This window comes from Schaedlerella sp. (assembly GCF_056796775.1).
Map to the genome: position 1 here is coordinate 21,960 of NZ_JBQIKP010000039.1, position 21,942 is coordinate 43,901.

Genomic DNA, 21,942 nt, shown 5'->3' on the forward strand with positions numbered 1-21,942 from the left:
ACGGTAAAGTATGGTGTCCGGAAAACAGAAGCTGTTACAGCGCTCCTGCCTTGCAAAATCACCGCGCGGTCCGCTTGCTTTATTATATAATTTCGGCTGTTTTTTGTCAATGAATACTAAGATTTCCATATTTACAGAACAAAACCAGAAGTGTATAATAGAGGGCGGAAAAAGCGGTCAGGAGATCGTGAAAGTACAGAAGGAGGATATAGAGATGTTGGACAAGAAAGTGGTAGAATTATTAAATCAGCAGGTCAACAAGGAATTTTATTCCGCGTACCTGTATCTGGATTTTTCAAATTATTATTATGACGAAGGACTGGACGGATTCGGCAACTGGTACAGGATCCAGGTCCAGGAGGAGCGCGACCATGCGATGCTGATGCTGCAGTATCTGCAGAACAATGGGGAAAAGGTGGTCCTGGAGGCCATCGACAAGCCGTCTGTTGAGATCACCGACGCGAAGTCGGTTCTGGAAGCGGGATTGAAGCATGAGCAGTATGTGACCGAGCTGATCCACACGATCTATGAGGCGGCGCATTCCGTAAAGGATTTCCGCACCATGCAGTTCCTGGACTGGTTCGTGAAGGAGCAGGGCGAGGAGGAAAACAACGCGGAGACGCTGGTAAAGAAATTCGAACTGTTCGGAGATGACCCGAAGAGCCTGTATATGCTGGACAATGAGCTGGGCGCGCGCGTCTATTCCGCGCCTTCCCTGGTACTGTAGCCATGAACCGCCGGAAAGTGATCTGTCCCTGCTATCAGGTGACCAAGGGGGACGTGGCGGACGCTGTGGAAAAGGGGGCTTCCTCATTTAAGGAAGTGAAGAAAATGACTCGGGCCGGGAAGGGCTGCGGGAAATGTAAGAAAAAGGTGAAGAAGCTGACGAAGAAGCTTTTGGCAAAACAATAAAGGATTACCCGCTGCCTGGTGGAATTGGGCAGCGGGTATTTTTTTGAAGTTCCAATTATTGTTACATGTCACACACTGACCAATCACTACGCTGATTGGTCAGGAGGATGCACATAAAAGCTGGGATTCAGGCCGTCCATTGCCGTAGGCAATTTAAAATGACGGCCTGAGTTACAGGGCACGCCTGGTCAAGGTGTGACCTGTAACCAATGATTCTACCGGCCAGCCTGTTATTTTCTAAAATGTTGACAGGCCCGGCAGTTTTCAGTATAATCGAAACCATGATGAACGGAGCGAAACGGCCGTTTTTTGCGGAACAGAGGATGAAAGCAGCCGGGAAGGTAAAACGGGTACAGGAAACAGATCGGGGGAAAGGGAGATGGATATGGGGCTGACGCATTTTGACGAAGAGGGAAAGGCAGTCATGGTAGACGTGACGAATAAGGAGGACACGGTCCGGGAGGCGGCGGCCACCGGGAAGATCCAGGTGAGCCCCGAGGTATATGAGGCGATCCGGAACGGGACGGTGGGGAAAGGAGACGTGCTGGGCGTGGCGTCCACGGCGGGGATCATGGGAGCCAAGCGGACGTCGGAACTGATCCCGATGTGCCATATCCTGCCTTTGACCAACTGTAGGGTGCGGTTTGAGATGGCGCCGGAGGAATCTACGATCTACTGCTACTGCACGGTGAAGACGACAGGCAAGACCGGGGTGGAGATGGAGGCGCTGACCGGGGTGAGCGTGGCCCTTCTGACGATCTATGACATGTGCAAGGCATTGGACAAGTCCATGGAGATCGGGGAGATCTATCTTTGCCGGAAGACCGGCGGCAAGAGCGGGGAGATCCGCAATGAGAACCATCAGAATACCGCGCGGAAGGCGAAGGAGCTGCACCTGTGGTAGGAGGAAGGCGGCATGCCGCTGAACGAAGGTGAGTGGGCGTTTCATAGAATACGAGGAGGAACGATTATGAAATGGAATAAATTTCGTTTGAAAACAACGACCGAAGCCGAGGATATTGTCAGCAGCATGCTGATGGATCTTGGCATCCAGGGGGTGGAGATTGAGGATAAGGTTCCTCTGACCGCGGCCGACAAGGAGCAGATGTTTGTGGATATCCTGCCGGAGACCGGGGCGGACGACGGGGTGGCTTACTTAAGCTTTTACCTGGACGAAGAGGAGGATGCGGGGGCAATCCTCGCGGAGGTGCGCGGCGGGCTTTCAGAGCTTTCCGCGTGGACGGACGTGGGAGAAGGCATCATTGAGGAATCCCAGACCGAGGATCTGGACTGGATGAACAACTGGAAGCAGTATTTTCATCAGTTTTATGTGGATGACATCCTGATCATTCCGTCCTGGGAGGATGTGAAGCCGGAGGACAGTGAGAAAATGGTCATCCACATTGACCCGGGCACGGCGTTCGGCACGGGGATGCATGAGACGACCCAGCTCTGTATCCGCCAGATCCGCAAATACGTGACCGACCGGACCCGGATCCTGGATGTGGGCTGCGGCAGCGGGATCCTGGGGATGCTGGCGCTCAAATTCGGGGCAGCCTATTCGGTGGGGACGGATCTGGATCCTTGTGCCGTGGAGGCCACCCATGAGAACATGCAGGGAAACGGCATCCGTCCGGACCAGTACGAGGTCATGATTGGCAACCTCATCAACGACCCAGAGATCCAGGAGCGGGTGGGATATGAGAAGTATGACATCGTGGCGGCAAATATCCTGGCGGATGTGCTCGTGGAGCTGACCCCGGTGATCGTGTCCCAGCTGAAAACGGGCGGGATCTACATCACCAGCGGGATCATTGACGACAAGGAACAGACGGTCGTGGAAGCAGTGGAGCGGGCCGGGCTGGAAGTCCTGGAGGTGACTTACCAGGGCGAGTGGGTGTCCGTGACGGCGAGGAAATAAACGGAGCGCTAGTACATCTGCTGCACAGTATCATAGGATGCAGACAGCCGCATAAGGAGATATGCCGTTGCCGCGCGCATCCGGTCATGGTCTGAGCAGGAACGCGTTTTGACAGGAGAAAGGAAATGCATCGTTTTTTTATACAACATTCGCAGATACAGGGAAGCAGGCTCTATGTGGAAGGCCCGGATGTGAACCACATTAAAAATGTCCTCCGCATGAAGCGCGGAGACCAGGTGATGGTCAGCGACGGGGAGGGGATGCAGTATCTCTGCGCGCTGGAGTCCTTCACGGACGGACTGGTGTGGTTTGAGATCGTGGATACCTGGAAGGAAAACAGGGAGCTTTCTTCGAAGTTATACCTGTTTCAGGGGCTTCCGAAGAGCGACAAGATGGAGCTGATCATCCAGAAGGCTACGGAGCTTGGCGTGTATGAGGTCGTGCCGGTAGTGACAGGCCGGACGGTGGTCAGGCTGGATGAGAAGAAGGCGCAGAAAAAGACCGCGCGGTGGAATGCCATTGCGGAATCCGCAGCCAAGCAGTCGGGACGCAGCCGGATCCCCCGGGTGCGGGAGGCCATGACCTTTTCCGAGGCGCTTGCCTCTGCCGGGGAACTGGATGTGCTCCTGATCCCCTATGAAAAAGCGGAAGGAATGGAGGCCACCCGGCAGGTCATTGAAGGGATCCGTCCGGGACAGTCGGTGGGGATCTTTATCGGGCCGGAGGGCGGATTCGAGGAAGCGGAGGTGGAGCAGGCCGTGGCTCTCGGCGCGGCGCCGGTAACGCTGGGGAGACGGATCCTGCGGACGGAAACGGCCGGATTCGTGATGCTGTCCATGCTGCTTTATCATTTGGAGTAGCAAGGATATACAGATGACTGCTCACGCAGTGCCGCACACGCGCCGCGCGGCATCCGGCCAATACAGGACCGAATCAGGAACGACTCTCCCGGTTCTATCATATTTTGTAAGTAAGAAATAAAAAAAGGAAAGATATCATGGAAGTTTACTTGGATAATTCGGCGACCACCCGGTGCTATCCGGAGGTCGGCGAACTGGTTTATAAAGTAATGTGCAGGGATTATGGCAATCCCTCCTCCATGCACCGCAAGGGTGTGGAGGCAGAGCACTATGTCAAGGAATCAAAAGAGACCCTCGCCCGGCTTTTGAAGGTGAATGCGAAGGAAATTTTCTTTACTTCGGGCGGGACGGAGAGCGACAACCTGGCTCTGATCGGAACCGCAAGGGCGGCGCGCAGGTCGGGCAATCATCTGATTACGTCCGCCATCGAGCATCCGGCGATCCTCAATACAATGCGCCATCTGGAGGAGGAAGAGGGCTTCCGGGTCACCTACCTTCCGGTGGATGCCAACGGGCAGATTAAGCTGGAGGCACTGCGGGAAGCGCTCTGCAAGGAAACGATCCTGGTGTCGGTCATGTATGTGAACAACGAGGTGGGAGCCGTGCAGCCCGTCGAACAGGCGGCAAGGATCGTAAAAAGCTATAACCCGGCGATCTTATTTCATACGGACGCGGTTCAGGGCTTCGGGAAATACAGGATCTATCCGAAGCGGCTGGGCGCGGATCTTTTGTCCGCCAGCGGGCACAAGATCCACGGACCCAAGGGGATCGGCTTCCTCTATATCAATGAGAGAGTGAAGATCACTCCCATCGTGTACGGCGGAGAGCAGCAGAAAAATATCCGTTCCGGCACGGAAAATGTACCGGGGATCGCGGGGATCGGCCTGGCATCGAAGATGATCTACCGGGATCTGGACATGAAGGTGGCGCTGATGCGGGAATTGAAGGAGCATTTCCTGGGAGGGGTCACGAAGATTCCGAATACGACAATCCACGGGCTGACGGATGAGAACAGCGCGCCCCACATCATCAGCGTGGGCTTTGCGGGGATCCGCGGCGAGGTGCTGCTCCATGCGCTGGAGGAAAAGGGGATCTATGTGTCCTCCGGTTCCGCCTGCGCCTCCAATCATCCCGCGGTGAGCGGTGTGCTCAAGGGGATCGGCGCGGCCCGGGAATATCTGGACGCCACGCTGCGGTTCAGCATGTCGGAGTTTACCACAAAAGAGGAAATTGACTATACGCTGGAAACATTATATAATTGTGTACCGGTACTGCGGAAGTTTACAAGGCGCTGAAATGGGTCGTTACAGGAAGCTGGTTCACCAGTGACCTGTAACGATGGACAGGGGCAGAGGAACTCTGCCCTTTGGAAATCTAAAGGAGAACAGCATGAAGTTTCATTCATTTTTAATTAAGTACGGTGAGATCGGGATCAAGGGGAAGAACCGGTATATGTTTGAGGACGCGCTGGTGCGCCAGATTCGGTATGCCTTAAAGGATGTGGACGGGACCTTCGCGGTCCGCAAGACCCACGGCAGAGTCTATGTGGACTGCGAAGGGGAATATGACCAGGAGGACGCGGCGGATGCCCTGAGCCGGGTGTTCGGGATCGTAGGCATCTGTCCGGTGGTCCGTCTGGCAAATGCAGGCTTTGATCAGCTCAAGGAGGATATTATCGCTTATGTGGCGGAACGGTATCCGGAAAAGAATCAGACTTTTAAAGTGGAATCGCGCAGGAGCAACAAGCATTATCCGCTTAACTCCATGGAGATCAACTGTGCCCTGGGGGAAGCGATCCTGGAGGCATTTCCTCAGATGCGCGTGGACGTGCATACACCGGATATCCTGCTGAATGTGGAGATCCGGGAGGAGGTCTATGTCTATTCGGAGATCATCCCGGGACCGGGGGGCATGCCGGTGGGAACCAATGGGAGCGCCATGCTTCTGCTTTCCGGCGGGATCGACAGCCCGGTCGCGGGGTATATGATCGCGAAGCGGGGTGTTGCGCTGGAGGCGACCTATTTCCACGCGCCCCCTTATACCAGCGAGCGCGCCAAGGAAAAGGTGGTGGATCTGGCAAAGCTGGTGGCCCGGTATGCAGGGCCCATCCGGCTGCATGTGGTGAATTTTACAGATATCCAGTTATATATCTATGAAAAATGTCCTCACGAGGAGCTGACCATCATCATGCGCCGGTATATGATGAAGATCGCGGAGCATTTTGCGCGGAAGGACGGCTGTCTGGGGCTGATCACCGGAGAGAGCATCGGACAGGTTGCCAGCCAGACCATGCAGAGCCTTGCGGCGACCAACGCGGTGTGCAGTCTTCCGGTCTACCGCCCGCTGATTGGATTTGACAAACGGGAGATTGTGGAGATCTCGCAGAAGATTGATACCTATGAGACATCCATCCAGCCTTTTGAGGACTGCTGTACGATTTTTGTGGCAAAGCATCCGGTGACAAGGCCGGATCTGGAGCGGATCGAAAAGTCGGAGCGGAATCTGGAGGAACAGATTGAGGAGCTTGTGAAAACAGCGGTTGAGACTACGGAAGTGATTGAGATCCGTTAGGACGCCGGCGGCAGCCGGGTGAATAAAAGTGAGGAAGATTCGGAGAAGCTTTTTAGATTAAACAGAACAAAAAAGGCTGCCTCCTATGTGAGACAGCCTGGTGCGGCGGACAAGCTTATATTCAGATATCAGCTTGCCAGGCCCGCCGGTGATCGGGCAGCTTATTTGATAATGTACGCATCCAGGGCAGCCAGTATGTCCTCCAGTTCTCCATCAGCGTGGATGTTGAGGTCGATCGGCTTGGACAGATCCAGACTGAAAATGCCCATGATGGACTTGGCATCTATAACATATCTTCCGGATACTAAATCAAAGTCATTATCATACTTCGTGATCTCATTAACAAATGACTTCACTTTGTCGATTGAATTTAATGAAATCTGCACTGTTTTCATCATGATATATCCCTCCTTTGGATGATGAGTTTGAAGGGCCGTTACGCCCTGCATTCATTCTACGGGATAGTCTTGTAAAAGTCAAGAAAAGTGATGAAAAAAATGTTACTATTCGTTACTATTCGTTACATGTCACACCCCGACCAATCACCACGCTGATTGGTCGGGAGGATGCACATAAGAGCTGGTATTCAGGCCGTCCATTGCCGTAGGCAATTTAAAATGACGGCCTGAGTTACAGGGCACGCCTGGTCAAGGTGTGACCTGTAACTACTATTCACGGCATGTAAAAATCAGCTACTATATAAAATTCGGGGGAAGCTATGAGAAAAGCGGCATTGCATAATCTGGGTTGTAAGGTAAATGCATATGAGACGGCGGCGATGCAGGAGCTGCTGGAGGGGGCGGGATATGAGATTGTGCCTTTTCAGGAGCGGGCGGATGTTTATATCATCAATACCTGTACCGTGACTAATATTGCGGACAGGAAGTCCAGACAGATGCTGCGCCGCGCCAGGAAAATGAATCCGGACGCGGTGGTGGTCGCGGCGGGATGCTACGTGCAGGCCCGGGAGGAGGGGCATCTCGCGATGGATCCTTCGGTGGATATTGTGATCGGGAATAACCGGAAGAAAGACCTGGCGCGGATCCTGGAAGAATATCTGCAGGACGGCGCGGAGGAAGACGGGCAGATGAGCCGGGTGATCGATATCAACCATACCGGCGAATATGAGGAGCTCCATCTGACAAAACCGGGGGAGCATACCCGGGCTTATATCAAGGTGCAGGACGGGTGCAACCAGTTCTGCTCCTACTGCGTCATTCCTTTTGCCCGGGGGCGGGTGCGAAGCCGGAGCCTGAAGAGCGTCGTGGAAGAGGTGCGGGAGCTGGCCCGAAACGGCTACCGGGAAGTGGTGCTGACCGGGATCCATCTGAGCTCCTACGGGGCGGATTTCCGGGAAAAGGCTCCTAATCACGAAGGCTCGGAAGCGTCCGGGGAAATATTAAACAGGGAGGAACATTTCACTGCGGGACAGGAAGGAACGGACCTTCTGGCTCTGATCCGGGCGGTCCACGAGGTGGACGGGATCCTGCGGATCCGGCTGGGTTCCCTGGAGCCCCGGATCATTACGGAGGAATTTGTCCGGACGGCGGCGGGGCTTGTGAAGCTGTGTCCGCATTTCCATCTGTCGCTGCAGAGTGGCTGTGACGCGACTCTGAAACGGATGAACCGGCGCTATACGACGGCGGAGTACTTGGAAAAATGCGCCCTTCTGCGGAAATATTTTCGGAATCCGGCACTGACCACGGATATTATCGTAGGTTTTCCGGGGGAGACGGAGGAGGAATTTGCCGCTTCCATGGAATTTGTGGATCAGGTTGATTTTTATGAGACTCACATTTTCAAATATTCCAGGAGAGAGGGGACCAGGGCTGCCGCCATGCCGGACCAGGTGCCGGAGCCTGTGAAGGCGGAACGAAGCCGGAGGATGATCGAACTGGGGAAGAGGAAGCAGGCGGCGTATGAGAGGAGCTTTCTGGGAAAGGAAGTGGAAGTTCTGGTGGAGGAAGGCATGACCGAGGGCGGCAGGGAATATCAGGTGGGCCACACCCGGGAATATCTGAAGATTGCGCTGGAAGCAGAGGAAAATCTGCAGAATCAGATTAGAAAAATCCGGATAAATGAGGATTTACAAATTATTCATTGAATTTTGGATGGGTTTATATTAGAATAGTAGATAGAGTGTGTTTGAAATATGTCCTCATGGAGGATTGAAACTACAATAGGCAGCAGGAAGTGTCAGTGACTGTGGACGTCTTTTGCTCAGGCGGCAGTGGAATCAAAGTGAAAAGTACGGCGTTGCTGAGTGTTTTGTTTCGAGACTGACAGAAAGAACAGAAGTGAAATGGAGGGAAAAAACATGAGCGATTTAAGTAATACCCAATTCTTTCAGGTGGAGCCGGGACCGCAGATCTCAGCGAAGGACATTCTGGAGATCGTGTTCAAGGCATTGAAGGAAAAGGGATATAATCCAGTGAATCAGATCGTGGGGTATGTGATGTCCGGCGATCCGACATATATTACCAGCTATAACGGAGCCAGAAGCCTGGTTATGAAGGTGGAGCGGGACGAATTGGTGGAAGAATTGTTAAAAGCGTATATCGAGCACAATTCCTGGGCATAATCTGTTATGAGGATCATGGGATTGGACTATGGGGAGAAGACAGTAGGTGTCGCGATCAGCGATGCCTTGCTTCTGACTGCCCAGGGGATTGAGACGATTGAACGAAAAGAGGAGAACAAGCTCAGACGGACCTGCGCAAGGCTGGAGGAGCTGATCCGGGAATATGAGGTGGGCAGGATCGTACTGGGGCTGCCCAGGCACATGAATCATGATATCGGGGAACGGGCGGAGAAGTCTCTGGAGTTTCAGAAAATGCTCATTCGGCGGACCGGCCTGGAAGTGGTCATGTGGGACGAGCGTCTGACGACCGTGGCTGCCGAACGGACGCTGATCGAGAGCCAGGTTCGGCGGGAGGACAGGAAGAAGTACATCGATAAGATCGCGGCGGTCTTTATCCTGCAGGGATACCTGGATTCTCTGCGGACAGGAGATGCATCCGCGGAGACATCGGTGAGGGAGTGAACAGATGACGCGCCTGCGGATTATCGGCCAGGGCGCGAACTGGAATCAGTATTGGAGTTACGGCAGTAAGGGGAAGCAGAATGGAAAAGATTGAATTTACTTTCGATGATACGGATGAAGCGGTTGAATTTTTTGTATTGGAGCAGACGAAGATCAACGGTTCTACATATATCCTTGTGACGGATTCCGAGGAGGGCGACGCGGAATGTCTGATCCTGCGGGAGTCCGGCAATGGGGAAGACGGAGACTGTATTTATGAGATCGTAGAAGAAGACACGGAATTGAAGGCTGTTTCCGGCGTGTTTGAGGAACTGCTGGAGAATACGGATATTACAATGTGATATAAATACATGATACATAATATAAAGATGGAGGTGTGTTTTTGAAAAAAGAGAATATTGGAAAGCTGCGTATCATTCCTCTTGGAGGGCTGGAGCAGATCGGAATGAATATTACTGCCTTTGAGTATGAAGACAGTATTATTGTGGTGGACTGCGGTCTGGCCTTTCCCGAGGATGATATGCTGGGGATTGATCTGGTGATACCGGATGTCAGTTATCTGAAGGATCATATTGAGAAAGTGAAGGGATTTGTGATCACTCATGGACATGAGGATCATATCGGCGCGCTTCCGTATATTTTGAAGGAGATGAACCTTCCAATCTATACGACGAAGTTGACTATGGGAATCATAGAGAATAAGTTAAAGGAGCATAATCTGCTGCGGACGACAAGAAGAAGGGTCGTCCATCACGGACAGTCCATCAATCTGGGGCAGTTCCGCATTGAGTTTATTAAGACGAATCACAGCATCCAGGACGCGTCGGCGCTGGCGCTGTATTCTCCGGCAGGGATCGTGGTGCATACGGGCGACTTTAAGGTGGATTATACACCGGTATTCGGAGATGCCATTGACCTGCAGCGCTTTGCGGAGATCGGAAAAAAAGGCGTGCTGGCGCTGATGTCAGACAGCACGAACGCGGAGCGGAAGGGATTTACCCAGTCGGAACGGACAGTAGGAATTACCTTTGACCATATTTTCGCGGAGCATCAGAACAGCAGGCTCATCATCGCCACGTTCGCGTCCAATGTGGACCGTGTACAGCAGATCATCAATTCTGCATATAAGTATGGACGGAAGGTGGTCGTGGAAGGACGGAGTATGGTGAATATCATTTCCACCGCGTCTGAGCTGGGATATCTGAATGTGCCGGAAAATACGCTGATCGAGATTGACGAGATGCGCAACTATCCACCGGAAAAGATGGTATTGATCACCACAGGAAGCCAGGGGGAATCCATGGCGGCGCTGTCCCGTATGGCGGCAGATGTGCACCGTAAGGTGACGATCCAGCCTACGGACACGATCATTTTCAGCTCCAATCCGATCCCGGGAAATGAAAAGTCTGTTTCCCGCGTGATCAATGAGCTGTCTGCAAAGGGAGCCAATGTGATCTTCCAGGAGGCGCATGTGTCCGGACATGCCTGCCAGGAGGAATTGAAGCTGATCTACTCTCTGGTGAAGCCGAAGTATGCCATCCCGGTACATGGGGAATACCGCCACTTAAAGGCCAATTCGGAGGTGGCGCGCTCCCTGGGGATTCCGAAGGAGAATATCTTTATCATCCAGTCCGGCGATGTGCTGGAGCTGACCAGTGAATCGGCGAAGGTCGTGGACAAGGTGCATACGGGCGCGATCCTGGTAGACGGTCTGGGCGTCGGAGACGTAGGAAATATCGTTCTCCGCGACAGACAGCATCTGGCAGAGGACGGCATTATCATCGTAGTGCTCACCCTGGAGCGGGGAAGCAACCGTTTATTGGCAGGTCCTGATATCGTGTCCCGCGGATTCGTGTATGTGCGGGAGTCGGAAGGGCTGATGGAGGAAGCGAGACACGCCATCTCCGACAGCCTGGATAAATGTCTGGCAGGCCGGAGGACAGACTGGAACAAGATCAAGACATCCATCCGGGATACCATGAATGATTTTATCTGGAAGAAGACGAAGAGACGGCCGATGATCATTCCGATCATTATGGATGTGTAAAAAGGATATGGAAGAAATGGATTCAGGCAGGCCGGATATCGGTCTGTCTGAACTTTTTCCGCCTTTACGGCTGCAATCCGGAATCTCAGTTTTATGCAATTTATCGCAAGAAACTGAGAGCTTGGATAAGCAACCGTACAGGTGGAAATTTTCGACCATTGGTATGGGTTTTTCAGGAAAGGGGGATGGGAAGATGATCACAGAGGAGAGAGTGGTTACGTATATCCGGTCTCTGGAGACGGAGGAGTGTCCGATGCTGGAGGAGATCGAGAGGGAAGCTCTGGAAGAGGGGGTTCCAATCATCCGCAAAGAAACACAAAGTTTTTTAAAGACACTGATAAGTTTACAAAGACCTGAAAAAGTTCTCGAAATCGGAACGGGAGCAGGCTTTTCCGCATTGCTGATGTGTGAATACGCGCCGGAGGGCTGCCGATTTGTAACGATCGAAAATTATGAAAAGCGGATCCTTGCGGCCAGAGAAAACTTCCGCCGCGCGGGGAGGGAGCAGCAGATCACCCTGATGGAAGGGGATGCTCTGGAGGTGCTTAAGAGGCTGGAAGGGAAGTTTGATTTTGTGTTTATGGATGCGGCGAAGGCGCAGTATATCCATTATCTGCCGGAGGTGCTCCGGCTCCTCAGGGAAGGCGGAGTTCTGGTGTCGGACAACGTGCTGCAGGGCGGGGATGTGTTCGAGTCCCGGTTTGCGGTGGAACGGCGGGACCGGACGATCCATGCCCGGATGCGGGAATACCTGTATGAGATCAAGCACAATGGGGAGCTTGTGACATCCATCCTGCCGCTCGGAGACGGTGTGGCGGTAAGCGTGAAGGCGGGGACCGCTGACAGAAGTGTATGAAAATGAAGCAGTGATTCAGAACAGCAGGAGAAAATGAAGCAACGATTCAGAACAGCGAGAAGCAGAAAATGATAGTAGCAGCGGATCGTCTGAGCGGCACATGGGTCTGTGGTCTGCTGGTTTGAACAGTTGCAAGAGGTGTATGGGAAAGGAATTATGACATGAGAGATTATCCGGAATTATTGATCCCGGCGGCCAGCCTGGAGGTCTTGAAGACGGCAGTGATATTCGGTGCGGATGCGGTTTATATCGGCGGAGAAACTTTTGGGTTGCGTGCGAAAGCGAAAAATTTCTCGATGGAGGATATGAAAGAGGGAATTGCCTTTGCGCATGCCCGCGGTGTCAAGGTATATGTAACGGCCAATATCCTGGCGCACAACCGGGATCTGGACGGGGCGCGGGAATATTTTCTGGAATTGAAGGAGCTGCGGCCGGATGCTCTGATCATTGCGGACCCGGGGGTCTATGACATTGCCATGGAGGTCTGCCCGGAGATCGAGCGGCATATCAGCACCCAGGCCAATAACACGAACTACGGAACGTACCGCTTCTGGCACCGGCAGGGGGCCAGCCGGGTGGTGGCGGCGCGGGAGCTTTCCCTGGAGGAATTGAGGGAGCTGCGCGGGAGGATTCCAGAAGAGCTGGAGATCGAGGTGTTTATCCACGGATCCATGTGCATTTCCTATTCCGGAAGATGCCTGCTGAGTAATTATTTTACAGGGCGGGACGCCAACCAGGGGGCCTGCACCCATCCATGCCGCTGGAAATACGCGGTGGTGGAGGAGTCCAGGCCGGGAGAATATCTGCCGGTCTATGAGAATGACCGGGGGACTTATATATTTAACTCGAAGGACCTGTGTATGATCGGACATATCCCGGAGCTGGTGGAAGCGGGGATGGACAGCTTAAAGATCGAGGGGCGCATGAAAACGGCGCTGTATGTGGCTACGGTGGCCCGGACCTACCGGAAGGCGCTGGATGATTACCGGGAAAGCCCGGAAACATATCAGGAACAGATGCCCTGGTATCAGGAGCAGATCTCGAACTGCACCTACCGGCAGTTTACCACTGGATTTTTCTTCGGAAGGCCGGATGAGAATACCCAGATCTACGATGAGAGTACGTATGTGAAGGAGTACACCTATCTGGGAACTGTGGGGGAAACGCGGGACGGGCTGTACCGGATCGAGCAGAGGAATAAGTTTTCCGTGGGAGAACGGATCGAGATCATGAAGCCGGACGGCAGGAACGTGGAGGTCCGGGTGGGCCGAATCATCAATGAGGACGGGGAGGAGCAGGAGAGCGCCCCCCATGCGAAGCAGATCGTGTATGTGGATCTGGAAGGGAAGGCCGAGAGGTATGATATCCTGCGGAGAGCGGAATAGACATACTGAGAACCGAATAAATCTGCCGCTCAGAATATTTTGATGCAATGTCAGTAACGGAAGGGGATGGCAGGATGGGAATTTATTTAAACAGCAGGAAACCGCAGAACAATTTTCAGGAAACAGTGAACTCCGTGTATTTCGTAGATAAAACCGGGCTTCTGGAAGAACTGATCCCGATCGTTGGACCCGGAAAGCGGACAGGCAGTGAAAACGGACTCCTGGCAGGCCAGGGAAACAAGTATATCTGCATTACAAGACCCCGCCGTTTTGGAAAGACCGTTGCGGCAAATATGATAGCCGCTTATTTCGGCAAAGGGTATGATGGCCATAAAATTTTTGACGGATTGGAGATTCGGGCCTGTGAGCAGTTTGAAGAGCATCTGAACCAGCATAATGTGATCTATATTACGTTTAACGAGATGCCCGGAGGATGCAGGACTTACGAACAGTATATTTTCAGGATTCAGAAAAGGCTTCTAGCAGATTTGACGCGCGCCTACCCGGATGCGTGCATTGATAAAAAGGATGCGCTTTGGGATGCGTTCAATAATATTTATGAACTGGAGGAAGAGGTCAAATTTATCTTTGTGCTGGATGAATGGGATTTCATTTTCCACAGAAGTTTTGTGACGGATCAGGACAAGAAAGAGTATATCGCCTTCCTGAGCAGTCTGTTAAAGGACCAGCCCTTTTATTTTACTATGTCGAGAAAAATGTGGACGATGTGAGGGACGCGCTTGCACTGATGGTATCCGGAGTGCCGGTTCGGGCAAAGATCCGGGAATATGCGGCCTCATCCATGAGCCTGACTACAAAGGAAGAAATATTTTCCGCGATGGTGGTCTATGGTTTTTTGAGCAGCGAACAGGGGAAGATATTTATCCCGAATAAGGAACTGATGGATCAATTTGAGGAAATGCTGTTAAAAGAGCCGTCTCTGGGATACGTGTACCGCCTTGCGAAAGAATCAGACCGGATGCTTGCGGCAACCATTTCAGGGGATACGGATACGATGCTGTCTATTTTGGAATATGCGCACAATACGGAGATTCCGCTGCTCAGCTACAGCAATGAAACAGATCTGACAGCCGTGGTGAATCTGGTTTATCTTTCGGCAAGGGATTCCTATCGGATTGAACGGGAGGATAAAGCAGGGATCGGTTATGTGGATTTTATATTCTATCCAAAGGATAAGAAGGCGGATGGGATCATTCTGGAGCTGAAGGTTAACGACACCCCTGAGGAGGCGATCCAGCAGATCAAAAACCGAAGATATCTGCTGCGTTTCCAGGGAAAACTGGCGGAAAAGCGGATGTATCAGGGACGGATCCTTGGAGTCGGGATTGCATATGATAAAGGGAGTAAAAAGCACAGCTGTAAAATAGAAGTGCTGGAAGAATGCGAAATGGAGGCAGAACAGCCTTGAAGTATTTATAAAATATGTTCCATAGGTAAATGAAAGAGGCTGTCGGAACATACGGTTTATCTGCAATATATTGTTTTGAGATTCGATGAATCACAGCAGCATATTGCAGGTATACAGTGATTTTCCGACAGACCTATTTCGAGCAGGATTTTGTGAAAATAAGCTGGAATCACACGACCACTTCCAGAATCTTCTTCCCATCCAGCAAAATTTCATGCATACCGGTCTGCTTTTTCTTATTAAAATTAAAACTCAGAAGATACCCGGTATCCTCATTATAGTAATCCAGATAAGAAAGAAGCTGCCGCTCCCCGCGCTTGTGATAAGCGTTTCCCCGCCATAGCTTGAGTTCAACGATGAAGCGCTGTCCCCTGTAGTCTACGATGACGTCTGTCCGCGTCCGGTCGCGGGTCTGGGCTTCGATATAGTAATTTCCGGCGCCGTTGATAATCGGACGGAGATACATGAGAAAAATCCGGCGGCCCTCGTTTTCAATGAATTTTTCATCGGCATTTCCGCAGATTTCCACAAAATATTCAAAAAACTTTTCCATGACGAGCTTCATCTGGAGCATTCCATGTACAATAAACTGGTTTTTGCCGTCCCAGCTTTCCGGCAGGGAGGCAGAGGCCAACTCATCCTCTGAGAGAAACAGGTTGTACAGCTTTGTCTCAAAAATCCGGTTCGCAATTGCCACAGAACCATCCATATTTTTCAGGAATCCGAACATGACCCCCATATTGATGATCGGGCTGCTGTTTTCAAAGGAATACCGGGTTCCACGGAACAGGATATCCTTCATGCGGTCTTTCAGCAGCGGATATTGCTCCAATGTCTTCACCACATCATCAAAAAGTGTATTGGAGTCCTGCAAAAAGATTCGGACTGCTTTCAGAAATCCTTCCTTCGTCCAGGCATCCTTCTGCAGAGGAAAATCGTCACTGCCGGCGACCTGTTCATCGATCAGCATACAGAGACGAGATACCATATAAGGATATCCGTCCGTATAATCATAGAGCCATTGGGCAAAAGCAGGGATATCCATGCCGGTATGACAGTCATTCTCATATGCGGCAAGCATTCCGGCAATGTCATCCGGCCGGAAGCTCAGATCCATCGTAAAGTCAGCGGCTACATTCCAGGGGCTGTTATATTTTGACTCCTCCCCCGGATGGAGCTTAAGCTTCAGATTTTTGACATCATAGACTCCTGCGAGTATGACAGAGTGAAATGTGGCGTCTCTTTGCTGCTGCTGATCCAGATATTTATTTCGAAGCAGACCAAGGAAAGATAAAAAAATCTGATTATCAGAGCTTTTATCCACTTCATCGATCATGAGAATGATCTTTTTCGCATTGGATGTACATAAATCTGTGATACGGTCGCTCAGATCATGAAAAGGAAACTCAGAGGAAACGGGCTGGGACCAGGCATCTATGAGCGCAGGAGCAGCTCCCTGCAGCTTCAATTCCCGTCTGATATTGCGGATGAGCCCCCTGGCAAAGATATCCATAGAACGAAACAATTCGTCTGCCGCTTCAAAGCTGAGACGGATCACCGTGTACTGCTCTTTCAGACGTTTTTCCAGGAGATACAGAGTGGTCGTTTTCCCAAACTGACGGGCACGGTTGATCGTGAAATAGCTTCCGTTCGTGATATAATCCCGGACAATCCGGTCAATGCGTTTTTCAATATTTACCATATAATGCAGCTCTGGTATGCAGACTCCGGTGATATTAAATCTTTTTGGCATAAGGCTCCCTCCCGGGTGAAATGATGTTGGTGTCTTTTTTTATGGCAGCTGTAATGTTATTGTAGCATAGGGAAAGCGTGCAGGCAATCGTTATATGTCACCTCCTGACCAATCACCACGCTGATTGGCCAGGAGGATGCACATAAAAGTTGGTATTCAGGCAAACTTTGTGCATCACAAAGTTTTCACAAAAATATTGCATAAAATTATGGAGTAATGTATAGTGAAAAGAAAAAGGATATATTGAAAGACTTTGAATAGCACCCGGCGGCAATGCGGGTGCTATTCATATCAACATATGCGGAAAGGCTGCCTGCGGCGGGCTTTCCGCGTCATGTCAGGGAGGAGCGGCATAATGAAACCAAACGGAAACCGATATAAAGTCGTGGTAGTAGACGACGAAGTCATGGCAGTCAAGGCCATTTGCTGCATCATAGAAAATCAATGCCCGGAATTTGAGGTGGTGGGCACTGCTGGGAACGGGAGCGAGGCGCTGGAGCTGATCAAGAAGACGTCCCCGGATCTGGTGCTGACGGACGTGGAGATGCCGGTGAAAAACGGTCTGGAGCTGGTCCGGGAGGCCAGCGGGATGCGGCCGGATCTGTGCTTCTGCATTATCAGCGGCTACCAGGATTTTGAGTATGCCAGGGACGCCTTCCGGGGCGGGGTGCTGGATTACCTGACCAAGCCCATTGTTCCTTCCCAGATGCTGCGCACCATGAAAAATGTGGAAGAAAAGCTGAGGAAGTTTTATTATGACAGGCGGGTCGGGATCTTCCGGAAGATCTGCGTGGGGGAGAGCATTTCCCTGGAAGAGATTCAGGCGTTCTTTCCATATAAAGAGTTTTACGCGGCGCTCCTGCGGGAAAACGGACTTCCGAGAAGGTATTCCCCGGCCAGGGAGCCGGAGCTGTACGGCACCATTGACGAAGCCTACATGGTCTTTGGGCGGGATAACATGGAAGAGCTGTTTCTGATCCCGAAAGAGGTATTGGGGGCGCAGCCCCTGATCGACTACATGACCAGGGTTGAGCGCCGGCAGAAGACGGAAGGGTCTTATACCACCCTTCTCTATTATGGGGAGGCATTTTCCGGACCGGAGATCTCTGAAAAAATCCGGGATCTGTACTACTGGCTGAATACGCTCAGCACGGTGGGGCTTTCCCAGGTGGTGGACCTGGATCAAAAGCGGCTCCTGATGGAAAGGGTTCCCTCTCCGGATACGTCAGAGCTTTCCGGCATCCTGCAGGAGATGGAGCAGTATGCCAAGACCGGCAGATACGATCAGATCCAGAAATGCATTGGGAAAGCATTTTCCAGGTGGGAGGAGGAGAAGCGGCCGCAGATCTGGCTGGAGCAGGCGGCCAGGCGGACACTGAACTTCATCCGCATGCAGACCAAGAGCGAGGAATCCCTGATTGAGAGCGAGTACCAGTTTGAGGATGCCTTTTACTATTCCACAAGCATGGAGATGCTGCGGCAGAATCTGTACACGCCGATCCATCAGCTGACAGAAAAGGAGAAGGAAAACATAAAGGTAGACTCCCCGGAATTTTTTGAAAAGATCAAGGTCTACTTAAGCGGCCACATTTCCGAACCACTCTCCCTCCAGGCCATCTCCAACCTGTTTGCCATCTCCCAGGCGTACATGAGCAAGCTGTTCCGCAAGTACACCAGGCAGTCCTACAACCAGTATCTGACCGGGATCCGCATGGAGCGGGCAAAAGCGCTCATGGAAGAGAACAGCGAGCTCTTTGTGAAGGATATCGCGGAGATGGTGGGCTACCGGGATCAGTTTTATTTCAGCAGGATCTTCCATTCCTATACAGGGAAGAGTCCGGCGGACTATATTAAGTAGAATGACCTGTCAGGGCGCCGGACGATCGTTTCCAAGAGACAGCAGGGGAAGACCGTCTGCCGCGCGGCAGATAAAAGTGTTTCGATTTTTCAAGAGCATTGTTTTGAATCCTCCATGTACTTTTCGAAGTTCAGCGGGTAAAATAAACCCATGTTGAAACAAGAAAACGAACAAGGAGGATTCAATTTATGAAGAAGAAAGTTTTGTCACTGATTCTTGCGGGTACGATGACACTGGGCCTGGCTCTGACCGGGTGCGGCGGATCTGACGGCGGCGGATCCGGCTCCGGCGAGGGAACTCCGGCAGCAGAGGACGCAGGCTCCGACGAGAGCTCCGGAGACAGCGGAGATAAGCCCTACGCAGGAGTTACCCTGAAATGGTGGGCAGGCAACGCGGAGAACAACCCGGGCACGCAGGCGGTGATGGAAGCGGCTACCGAGAAGCTGGGTATGGAATTCGAAGTAGAAGTCAACCCGGGCGGATCCGAGGGCGATAATATCATCAAGACCAGGATGGCATCCGGCGACCTTCCGGACTTTATGGCTTACAATTCCGGCTCCAAGCTGTATGACCTGAACCCGTCCCGGGGCTTCATGGACATTTCCGACTGGGAGATTGTGGACAAATTTGACGACGCGTTCTTAAGCTCTGTTACCATTGACGGCGCGGTATACGGTGCTCCCCAGTCCTCCACACAGGCAGGCGCGGTCATCTATTACAAGCCGGACTATGAAGAACTGAAGCTGGAAGTTCCCCACACCTGGGATGAATTTGTAGACAACTGCAAGACTCTGGCAGACGCGGGCAAGACTCCGGTATACTTCACCGGCGGCGAGACCTGGGCAACACAGGTACTGTTCCTGGGCGACTACTACAACATTGCGGCGGCCAACCCGACTTTCGCAGATGATTACACAGAAGGAAAAGCAAAATACGCGGACGTTCCCGAGGCAACCAGAAGCTGGACCAAGTACGAAGATCTGGTAGATTATCTGAACGCTGACAAATCTGCGGCAACGGTTACAGACGGAAACTTTGCCATCGCGACAGGCGAAGCGACCCACTGGTTCATCCTGACCCAGCAGCTTCCGCTGATCCTGGAAAATGTAGAAGATCCGGACGATATCGGCGTATTCGGGGTTCCCGGAGACGATGCGGACGATCACGGCCTGACTGTTTGGGAGCCGATGAGCTGGTATGTAAACAAAGATACCGAGAATGTGGACGCGATCAAGGCATTCTTCGAGTTCTACTATTCCGAGGAAGCGCTGGATCTGTACTTCGGAACCTACGGAGCAAACGGACCGTCCTGTATCAAGGGCTATGAGCTGCCGGATTCCGTATGCAGCGCGGTACGTGTAGACATGCAGAAATATTTTGACGACGGAAAGACCGTTCCGGCATTGGAATACCAGTCTCCGATCAAAGGAACCACCTGCGAGCAGATGACCACGGCAGTGGGCCTTGGACAGATGTCCGGGGAGGAAGCGGCCGCGATGTATGACGATGACTGCAAGAAGTCCGCTGTACAGCTTGGCTACGATTGGGAATAAAACCGGATAGCCTGAGAGAAAAAAGTGTGGCCGCCTGGATGTGCCGGGCGGCCATTTTTAAAAAGCAAATGCCGTCACCTCCCGGGGGAGGGGCATTCCATCCAGCAGGCAATCCATTAACCGTGCAAATAGGTTATAAATTATTAGGAGGTTTTACTATGAAGACAAAAAAAGAACGGAGCATGTACCCCGTCTGGTTTGTCCTTCCGTCCCTGATCATTTTCGTGGTCTTTTTCCTGTGGCCGATCATATCTTCCCTGTATTACAGTCTGACCGTATGGAACTTTGAGACCGCGAAATTCTGCGGACTTGATAACTATAAGCTTTTCTTTTCCGAACATTCCATGAGCTCTTCCGTGATACATACCCTGATCTATGCGTTCGGGACCAGCGCGTTAAAAGTCATTCTGGCATTTTTTATCGCCATATTCCTGACCAGCAAGATCAAATCCAAGGGCTTCATCCGTTCGGCCGTATTTTTCCCGAACCTGGTGTCCATGATGGCGGTGGGCCTTGCCTTTTCGTACATGATGCACCCCACCAAGGGACTTTTAAACATGCCGATCCAGGCATTGGGCGGGACACCCATTGATTTCCTGGGGGATCCCAAGACCGCGCTTCTGAGCATCATCCTGACGGACGTGTGGAAGGGACTTTCCATTTCCGTCGTCATTTATATCGCGGGGATCCAGTCCATTGACAAGACCTATTATGAGGCGGCCTCCATCGACGGAGCGACAGGATGGCAGCAGCTGAAGCACATCACCCTTCCTCTGGTGGCGCCTTCCCAGAATTCTATCATCATCCTCTCCCTGATCGGAGGCTTGCGTTCCTTCGACCTGATCTGGGCGATGACAGGCGGCGGTCCCGGATTTTCCACGGACGTACTGGCATCCGTCATTTACAAGCAGTATGCGGCCGGATTCTATGGACTTTCTACGGCAGGCAACGTGGTCATGCTGATCCTGATCTCCGTGATCGCATTCCCGCTGCAGCATTTCCTGAATAAGAGAGAGGAGGCGATCCAGGGATGAAAAAGAAAAAAAGACTTCTTCTCCTGGGAGATATCCTGGGCGTGCTGGTGACCTGCGTCATCTTCCTGGTCCCGTTTTATTTTATGCTGGTGCAGTCCCTGAAATCAAAGGCAGAGGCCAACAAGCTGTCCATCAGCTGGCCCAGTGAGCTCCATTTTGAAAATTATATCGAAGTGTTCAAGCATGGGAACTACCAGCTGGTGACCGCATTCAAGAACAGCGGGATCTTGACATTTTTCACCGTGTTGGGACTTCTGGTGACCGCGGCCATGGCGGCTTATGTGATCCAGAGAAGACGCGACAAACTGATGACAGGCATCCAGGCCATGATCATGCTGGGACTGATGATCCCGGCGGCGATCCTGCCTACGATCCATCTGCTGCAGAGCATGCACATTTACAAGACCATGTTCTCTATGGTGATGATCGAGATCGCTCTGCAGACGCCGTTTGCGATCATGCTGTACCGGGGGTATATGGCCTCCATCCCGAAGGAACTGGAGGAAGCGGCCCGGATCGACGGCTGCAGCAAATGGCAGATTTTCTGGAAGGTGATCTTTCCTCTGCTCAAGCCCATCCAGGCGACGCTCATCATCCTGGTCGGCGTGCAGACCTTCAACGACTTTACGAATCCGCTGTATTTCCTGCCGGGTTCCGAGAATACGACAGTTCAGCTGACGCTGTACAGCTATCAGGGACAGCTGGCCAGCAGCTTCAATC

At 52.1% G+C, this 21,942-nt stretch carries 22 protein-coding genes; 20 read left to right on the plus strand and 2 right to left on the minus strand.

Annotated features, from left to right (window positions below; genetic code table 11):
• Positions 1-214: 214 nt before the first annotated feature.
• The 7 genes from ACTOY7_RS15935 (at position 215) to thiI (ending at position 6,264) form a co-directional block, all read left to right on the plus strand.
• A complete protein-coding gene (locus tag ACTOY7_RS15935; protein ID WP_160283546.1) occupies positions 215-727 on the plus strand; it encodes a ferritin in 513 nt (170 codons plus the stop codon).
• A 2-nt stretch (positions 728-729) separates the two neighbouring features.
• Positions 730-912, plus strand: a complete 183-nt coding sequence (locus ACTOY7_RS15940; protein WP_300825618.1) for a (2Fe-2S)-binding protein — start codon at positions 730-732, stop codon at positions 910-912.
• 385 nt (positions 913-1,297) lie between these two features.
• The gene (gene moaC / locus ACTOY7_RS15945; RefSeq protein ID WP_160283524.1) at positions 1,298-1,816 is read left to right on the plus strand and encodes a cyclic pyranopterin monophosphate synthase MoaC; all 519 of its coding nucleotides are present in this window, start codon (positions 1,298-1,300) and stop codon (positions 1,814-1,816) included.
• A 66-nt stretch (positions 1,817-1,882) separates the two neighbouring features.
• Positions 1,883-2,833 carry a 50S ribosomal protein L11 methyltransferase gene (prmA, locus tag ACTOY7_RS15950; RefSeq protein ID WP_482670823.1) on the plus strand — a complete coding sequence of 317 codons (951 nt, stop codon included), beginning with the start codon at positions 1,883-1,885 and terminating at the stop codon, positions 2,831-2,833.
• A 125-nt stretch (positions 2,834-2,958) separates the two neighbouring features.
• Positions 2,959-3,693 carry a 16S rRNA (uracil(1498)-N(3))-methyltransferase gene (locus tag ACTOY7_RS15955; RefSeq protein WP_482670822.1) on the plus strand — a complete coding sequence of 245 codons (735 nt, stop codon included), beginning with the start codon at positions 2,959-2,961 and terminating at the stop codon, positions 3,691-3,693.
• A 137-nt stretch (positions 3,694-3,830) separates the two neighbouring features.
• Positions 3,831-4,988, plus strand: coding sequence for a cysteine desulfurase family protein (locus ACTOY7_RS15960; RefSeq protein ID WP_482670821.1), 1,158 nt, complete (start codon positions 3,831-3,833; stop codon positions 4,986-4,988).
• A 94-nt stretch (positions 4,989-5,082) separates the two neighbouring features.
• Positions 5,083-6,264: a tRNA uracil 4-sulfurtransferase ThiI gene (thiI, locus tag ACTOY7_RS15965; protein ID WP_160283528.1), complete on the plus strand. Its 1,182-nt coding sequence runs from the start codon at positions 5,083-5,085 to the stop codon at positions 6,262-6,264.
• 161 nt (positions 6,265-6,425) lie between these two features.
• Here thiI and ACTOY7_RS15970 read toward each other — a convergent pair whose 3' ends face one another.
• Positions 6,426-6,659, minus strand: coding sequence for an HPr family phosphocarrier protein (locus ACTOY7_RS15970; protein ID WP_044984597.1), 234 nt, complete (start codon positions 6,657-6,659; stop codon positions 6,426-6,428).
• Between the two features lie 323 nt (positions 6,660-6,982).
• On the opposite strand from ACTOY7_RS15970, the gene ACTOY7_RS15975 reads away from it, so the two are divergent.
• The 9 genes from ACTOY7_RS15975 (at position 6,983) to ACTOY7_RS16015 (ending at position 15,024) form a co-directional block, all read left to right on the plus strand.
• Positions 6,983-8,368: a MiaB/RimO family radical SAM methylthiotransferase gene (locus ACTOY7_RS15975; RefSeq protein ID WP_394683551.1), complete on the plus strand. Its 1,386-nt coding sequence runs from the start codon at positions 6,983-6,985 to the stop codon at positions 8,366-8,368.
• A 213-nt stretch (positions 8,369-8,581) separates the two neighbouring features.
• On the plus strand, positions 8,582-8,845 hold the full coding sequence (locus ACTOY7_RS15980; protein ID WP_160283530.1) for an IreB family regulatory phosphoprotein: 264 nt from the start codon (positions 8,582-8,584) through the stop codon (positions 8,843-8,845).
• 6 nt (positions 8,846-8,851) lie between these two features.
• Positions 8,852-9,307 carry a Holliday junction resolvase RuvX gene (gene ruvX, locus ACTOY7_RS15985; protein ID WP_300884886.1) on the plus strand — a complete coding sequence of 152 codons (456 nt, stop codon included), beginning with the start codon at positions 8,852-8,854 and terminating at the stop codon, positions 9,305-9,307.
• An 80-nt stretch (positions 9,308-9,387) separates the two neighbouring features.
• The gene (locus ACTOY7_RS15990; protein ID WP_160283532.1) at positions 9,388-9,648 is read left to right on the plus strand and encodes a DUF1292 domain-containing protein; all 261 of its coding nucleotides are present in this window, start codon (positions 9,388-9,390) and stop codon (positions 9,646-9,648) included.
• A 41-nt stretch (positions 9,649-9,689) separates the two neighbouring features.
• Positions 9,690-11,354, plus strand: a complete 1,665-nt coding sequence (locus ACTOY7_RS15995) for a ribonuclease J (protein WP_160283533.1) — start codon at positions 9,690-9,692, stop codon at positions 11,352-11,354.
• A 193-nt stretch (positions 11,355-11,547) separates the two neighbouring features.
• Complete coding sequence (locus ACTOY7_RS16000) at positions 11,548-12,210, plus strand: O-methyltransferase (protein ID WP_482670820.1); 663 nt, start codon at positions 11,548-11,550, stop codon at positions 12,208-12,210.
• 161 nt (positions 12,211-12,371) lie between these two features.
• Positions 12,372-13,595 (plus strand): peptidase U32 family protein, encoded by a 1,224-nt coding sequence (locus ACTOY7_RS16005; protein ID WP_482670819.1) that lies wholly within the window; start codon positions 12,372-12,374, stop codon positions 13,593-13,595.
• 74 nt (positions 13,596-13,669) lie between these two features.
• Positions 13,670-14,326 (plus strand): AAA family ATPase, encoded by a 657-nt coding sequence (locus ACTOY7_RS16010; RefSeq protein ID WP_482670818.1) that lies wholly within the window; start codon positions 13,670-13,672, stop codon positions 14,324-14,326.
• Positions 14,314-15,024, plus strand: a complete 711-nt coding sequence (locus tag ACTOY7_RS16015) for a PD-(D/E)XK nuclease domain-containing protein (RefSeq protein ID WP_330690632.1) — start codon at positions 14,314-14,316, stop codon at positions 15,022-15,024. The genes ACTOY7_RS16010 and ACTOY7_RS16015 overlap by 13 nt, the downstream gene beginning before the upstream one ends.
• A 169-nt stretch (positions 15,025-15,193) precedes the next feature.
• Here the strand turns inward: ACTOY7_RS16015 and ACTOY7_RS16020 are convergent, their stop codons facing one another.
• Entirely contained in the window at positions 15,194-16,777 is a 1,584-nt protein-coding gene (locus ACTOY7_RS16020; RefSeq protein ID WP_160283536.1) for an AAA-like domain-containing protein, read from the minus strand.
• 355 nt (positions 16,778-17,132) lie between these two features.
• Here ACTOY7_RS16020 and ACTOY7_RS16025 point away from each other — a divergent pair, with 355 nt between their 5' ends.
• The 4 genes from ACTOY7_RS16025 to ACTOY7_RS16040 form a co-directional block, all read left to right on the plus strand.
• Positions 17,133-18,635: a response regulator transcription factor gene (locus tag ACTOY7_RS16025; RefSeq protein WP_482670817.1), complete on the plus strand. Its 1,503-nt coding sequence runs from the start codon at positions 17,133-17,135 to the stop codon at positions 18,633-18,635.
• Between the two features lie 188 nt (positions 18,636-18,823).
• Complete coding sequence (locus tag ACTOY7_RS16030; protein WP_394684023.1) at positions 18,824-20,188, plus strand: ABC transporter substrate-binding protein; 1,365 nt, start codon at positions 18,824-18,826, stop codon at positions 20,186-20,188.
• A 158-nt stretch (positions 20,189-20,346) separates the two neighbouring features.
• Positions 20,347-21,222, plus strand: coding sequence for a carbohydrate ABC transporter permease (locus ACTOY7_RS16035; protein WP_482670816.1), 876 nt, complete (start codon positions 20,347-20,349; stop codon positions 21,220-21,222).
• Positions 21,219-21,942: carbohydrate ABC transporter permease (locus tag ACTOY7_RS16040; RefSeq protein WP_482670815.1), on the plus strand; the 724-nt coding region annotated here is incomplete at its 3' end. The genes ACTOY7_RS16035 and ACTOY7_RS16040, both read left to right, overlap by 4 nt.

Coding starts and splice junctions, on each gene's coding strand:
- ACTOY7_RS15935 (WP_160283546.1), top strand. CDS start 215: ATGTTGGACAAGAAAGTGGTAGAATTATTAAATCAGCAGGTCAACAAG.
- ACTOY7_RS15940 (WP_300825618.1), top strand. CDS start 730: ATGAACCGCCGGAAAGTGATCTGTCCCTGCTATCAGGTGACCAAGGGG.
- moaC (WP_160283524.1), top strand. CDS start 1,298: ATGGGGCTGACGCATTTTGACGAAGAGGGAAAGGCAGTCATGGTAGAC.
- prmA (WP_482670823.1), top strand. CDS start 1,883: ATGAAATGGAATAAATTTCGTTTGAAAACAACGACCGAAGCCGAGGAT.
- ACTOY7_RS15955 (WP_482670822.1), top strand. CDS start 2,959: ATGCATCGTTTTTTTATACAACATTCGCAGATACAGGGAAGCAGGCTC.
- ACTOY7_RS15960 (WP_482670821.1), top strand. CDS start 3,831: ATGGAAGTTTACTTGGATAATTCGGCGACCACCCGGTGCTATCCGGAG.
- thiI (WP_160283528.1), top strand. CDS start 5,083: ATGAAGTTTCATTCATTTTTAATTAAGTACGGTGAGATCGGGATCAAG.
- ACTOY7_RS15970 (WP_044984597.1), bottom strand. CDS start 6,659: ATGAAAACAGTGCAGATTTCATTAAATTCAATCGACAAAGTGAAGTCA.
- ACTOY7_RS15975 (WP_394683551.1), top strand. CDS start 6,983: ATGAGAAAAGCGGCATTGCATAATCTGGGTTGTAAGGTAAATGCATAT.
- ACTOY7_RS15980 (WP_160283530.1), top strand. CDS start 8,582: ATGAGCGATTTAAGTAATACCCAATTCTTTCAGGTGGAGCCGGGACCG.
- ruvX (WP_300884886.1), top strand. CDS start 8,852: ATGAGGATCATGGGATTGGACTATGGGGAGAAGACAGTAGGTGTCGCG.
- ACTOY7_RS15990 (WP_160283532.1), top strand. CDS start 9,388: ATGGAAAAGATTGAATTTACTTTCGATGATACGGATGAAGCGGTTGAA.
- ACTOY7_RS16000 (WP_482670820.1), top strand. CDS start 11,548: ATGATCACAGAGGAGAGAGTGGTTACGTATATCCGGTCTCTGGAGACG.
- ACTOY7_RS16005 (WP_482670819.1), top strand. CDS start 12,372: ATGAGAGATTATCCGGAATTATTGATCCCGGCGGCCAGCCTGGAGGTC.
- ACTOY7_RS16010 (WP_482670818.1), top strand. CDS start 13,670: ATGGGAATTTATTTAAACAGCAGGAAACCGCAGAACAATTTTCAGGAA.
- ACTOY7_RS16020 (WP_160283536.1), bottom strand. CDS start 16,777: ATGCCAAAAAGATTTAATATCACCGGAGTCTGCATACCAGAGCTGCAT.
- ACTOY7_RS16025 (WP_482670817.1), top strand. CDS start 17,133: ATGAAACCAAACGGAAACCGATATAAAGTCGTGGTAGTAGACGACGAA.
- ACTOY7_RS16030 (WP_394684023.1), top strand. CDS start 18,824: ATGAAGAAGAAAGTTTTGTCACTGATTCTTGCGGGTACGATGACACTG.
- ACTOY7_RS16035 (WP_482670816.1), top strand. CDS start 20,347: ATGAAGACAAAAAAAGAACGGAGCATGTACCCCGTCTGGTTTGTCCTT.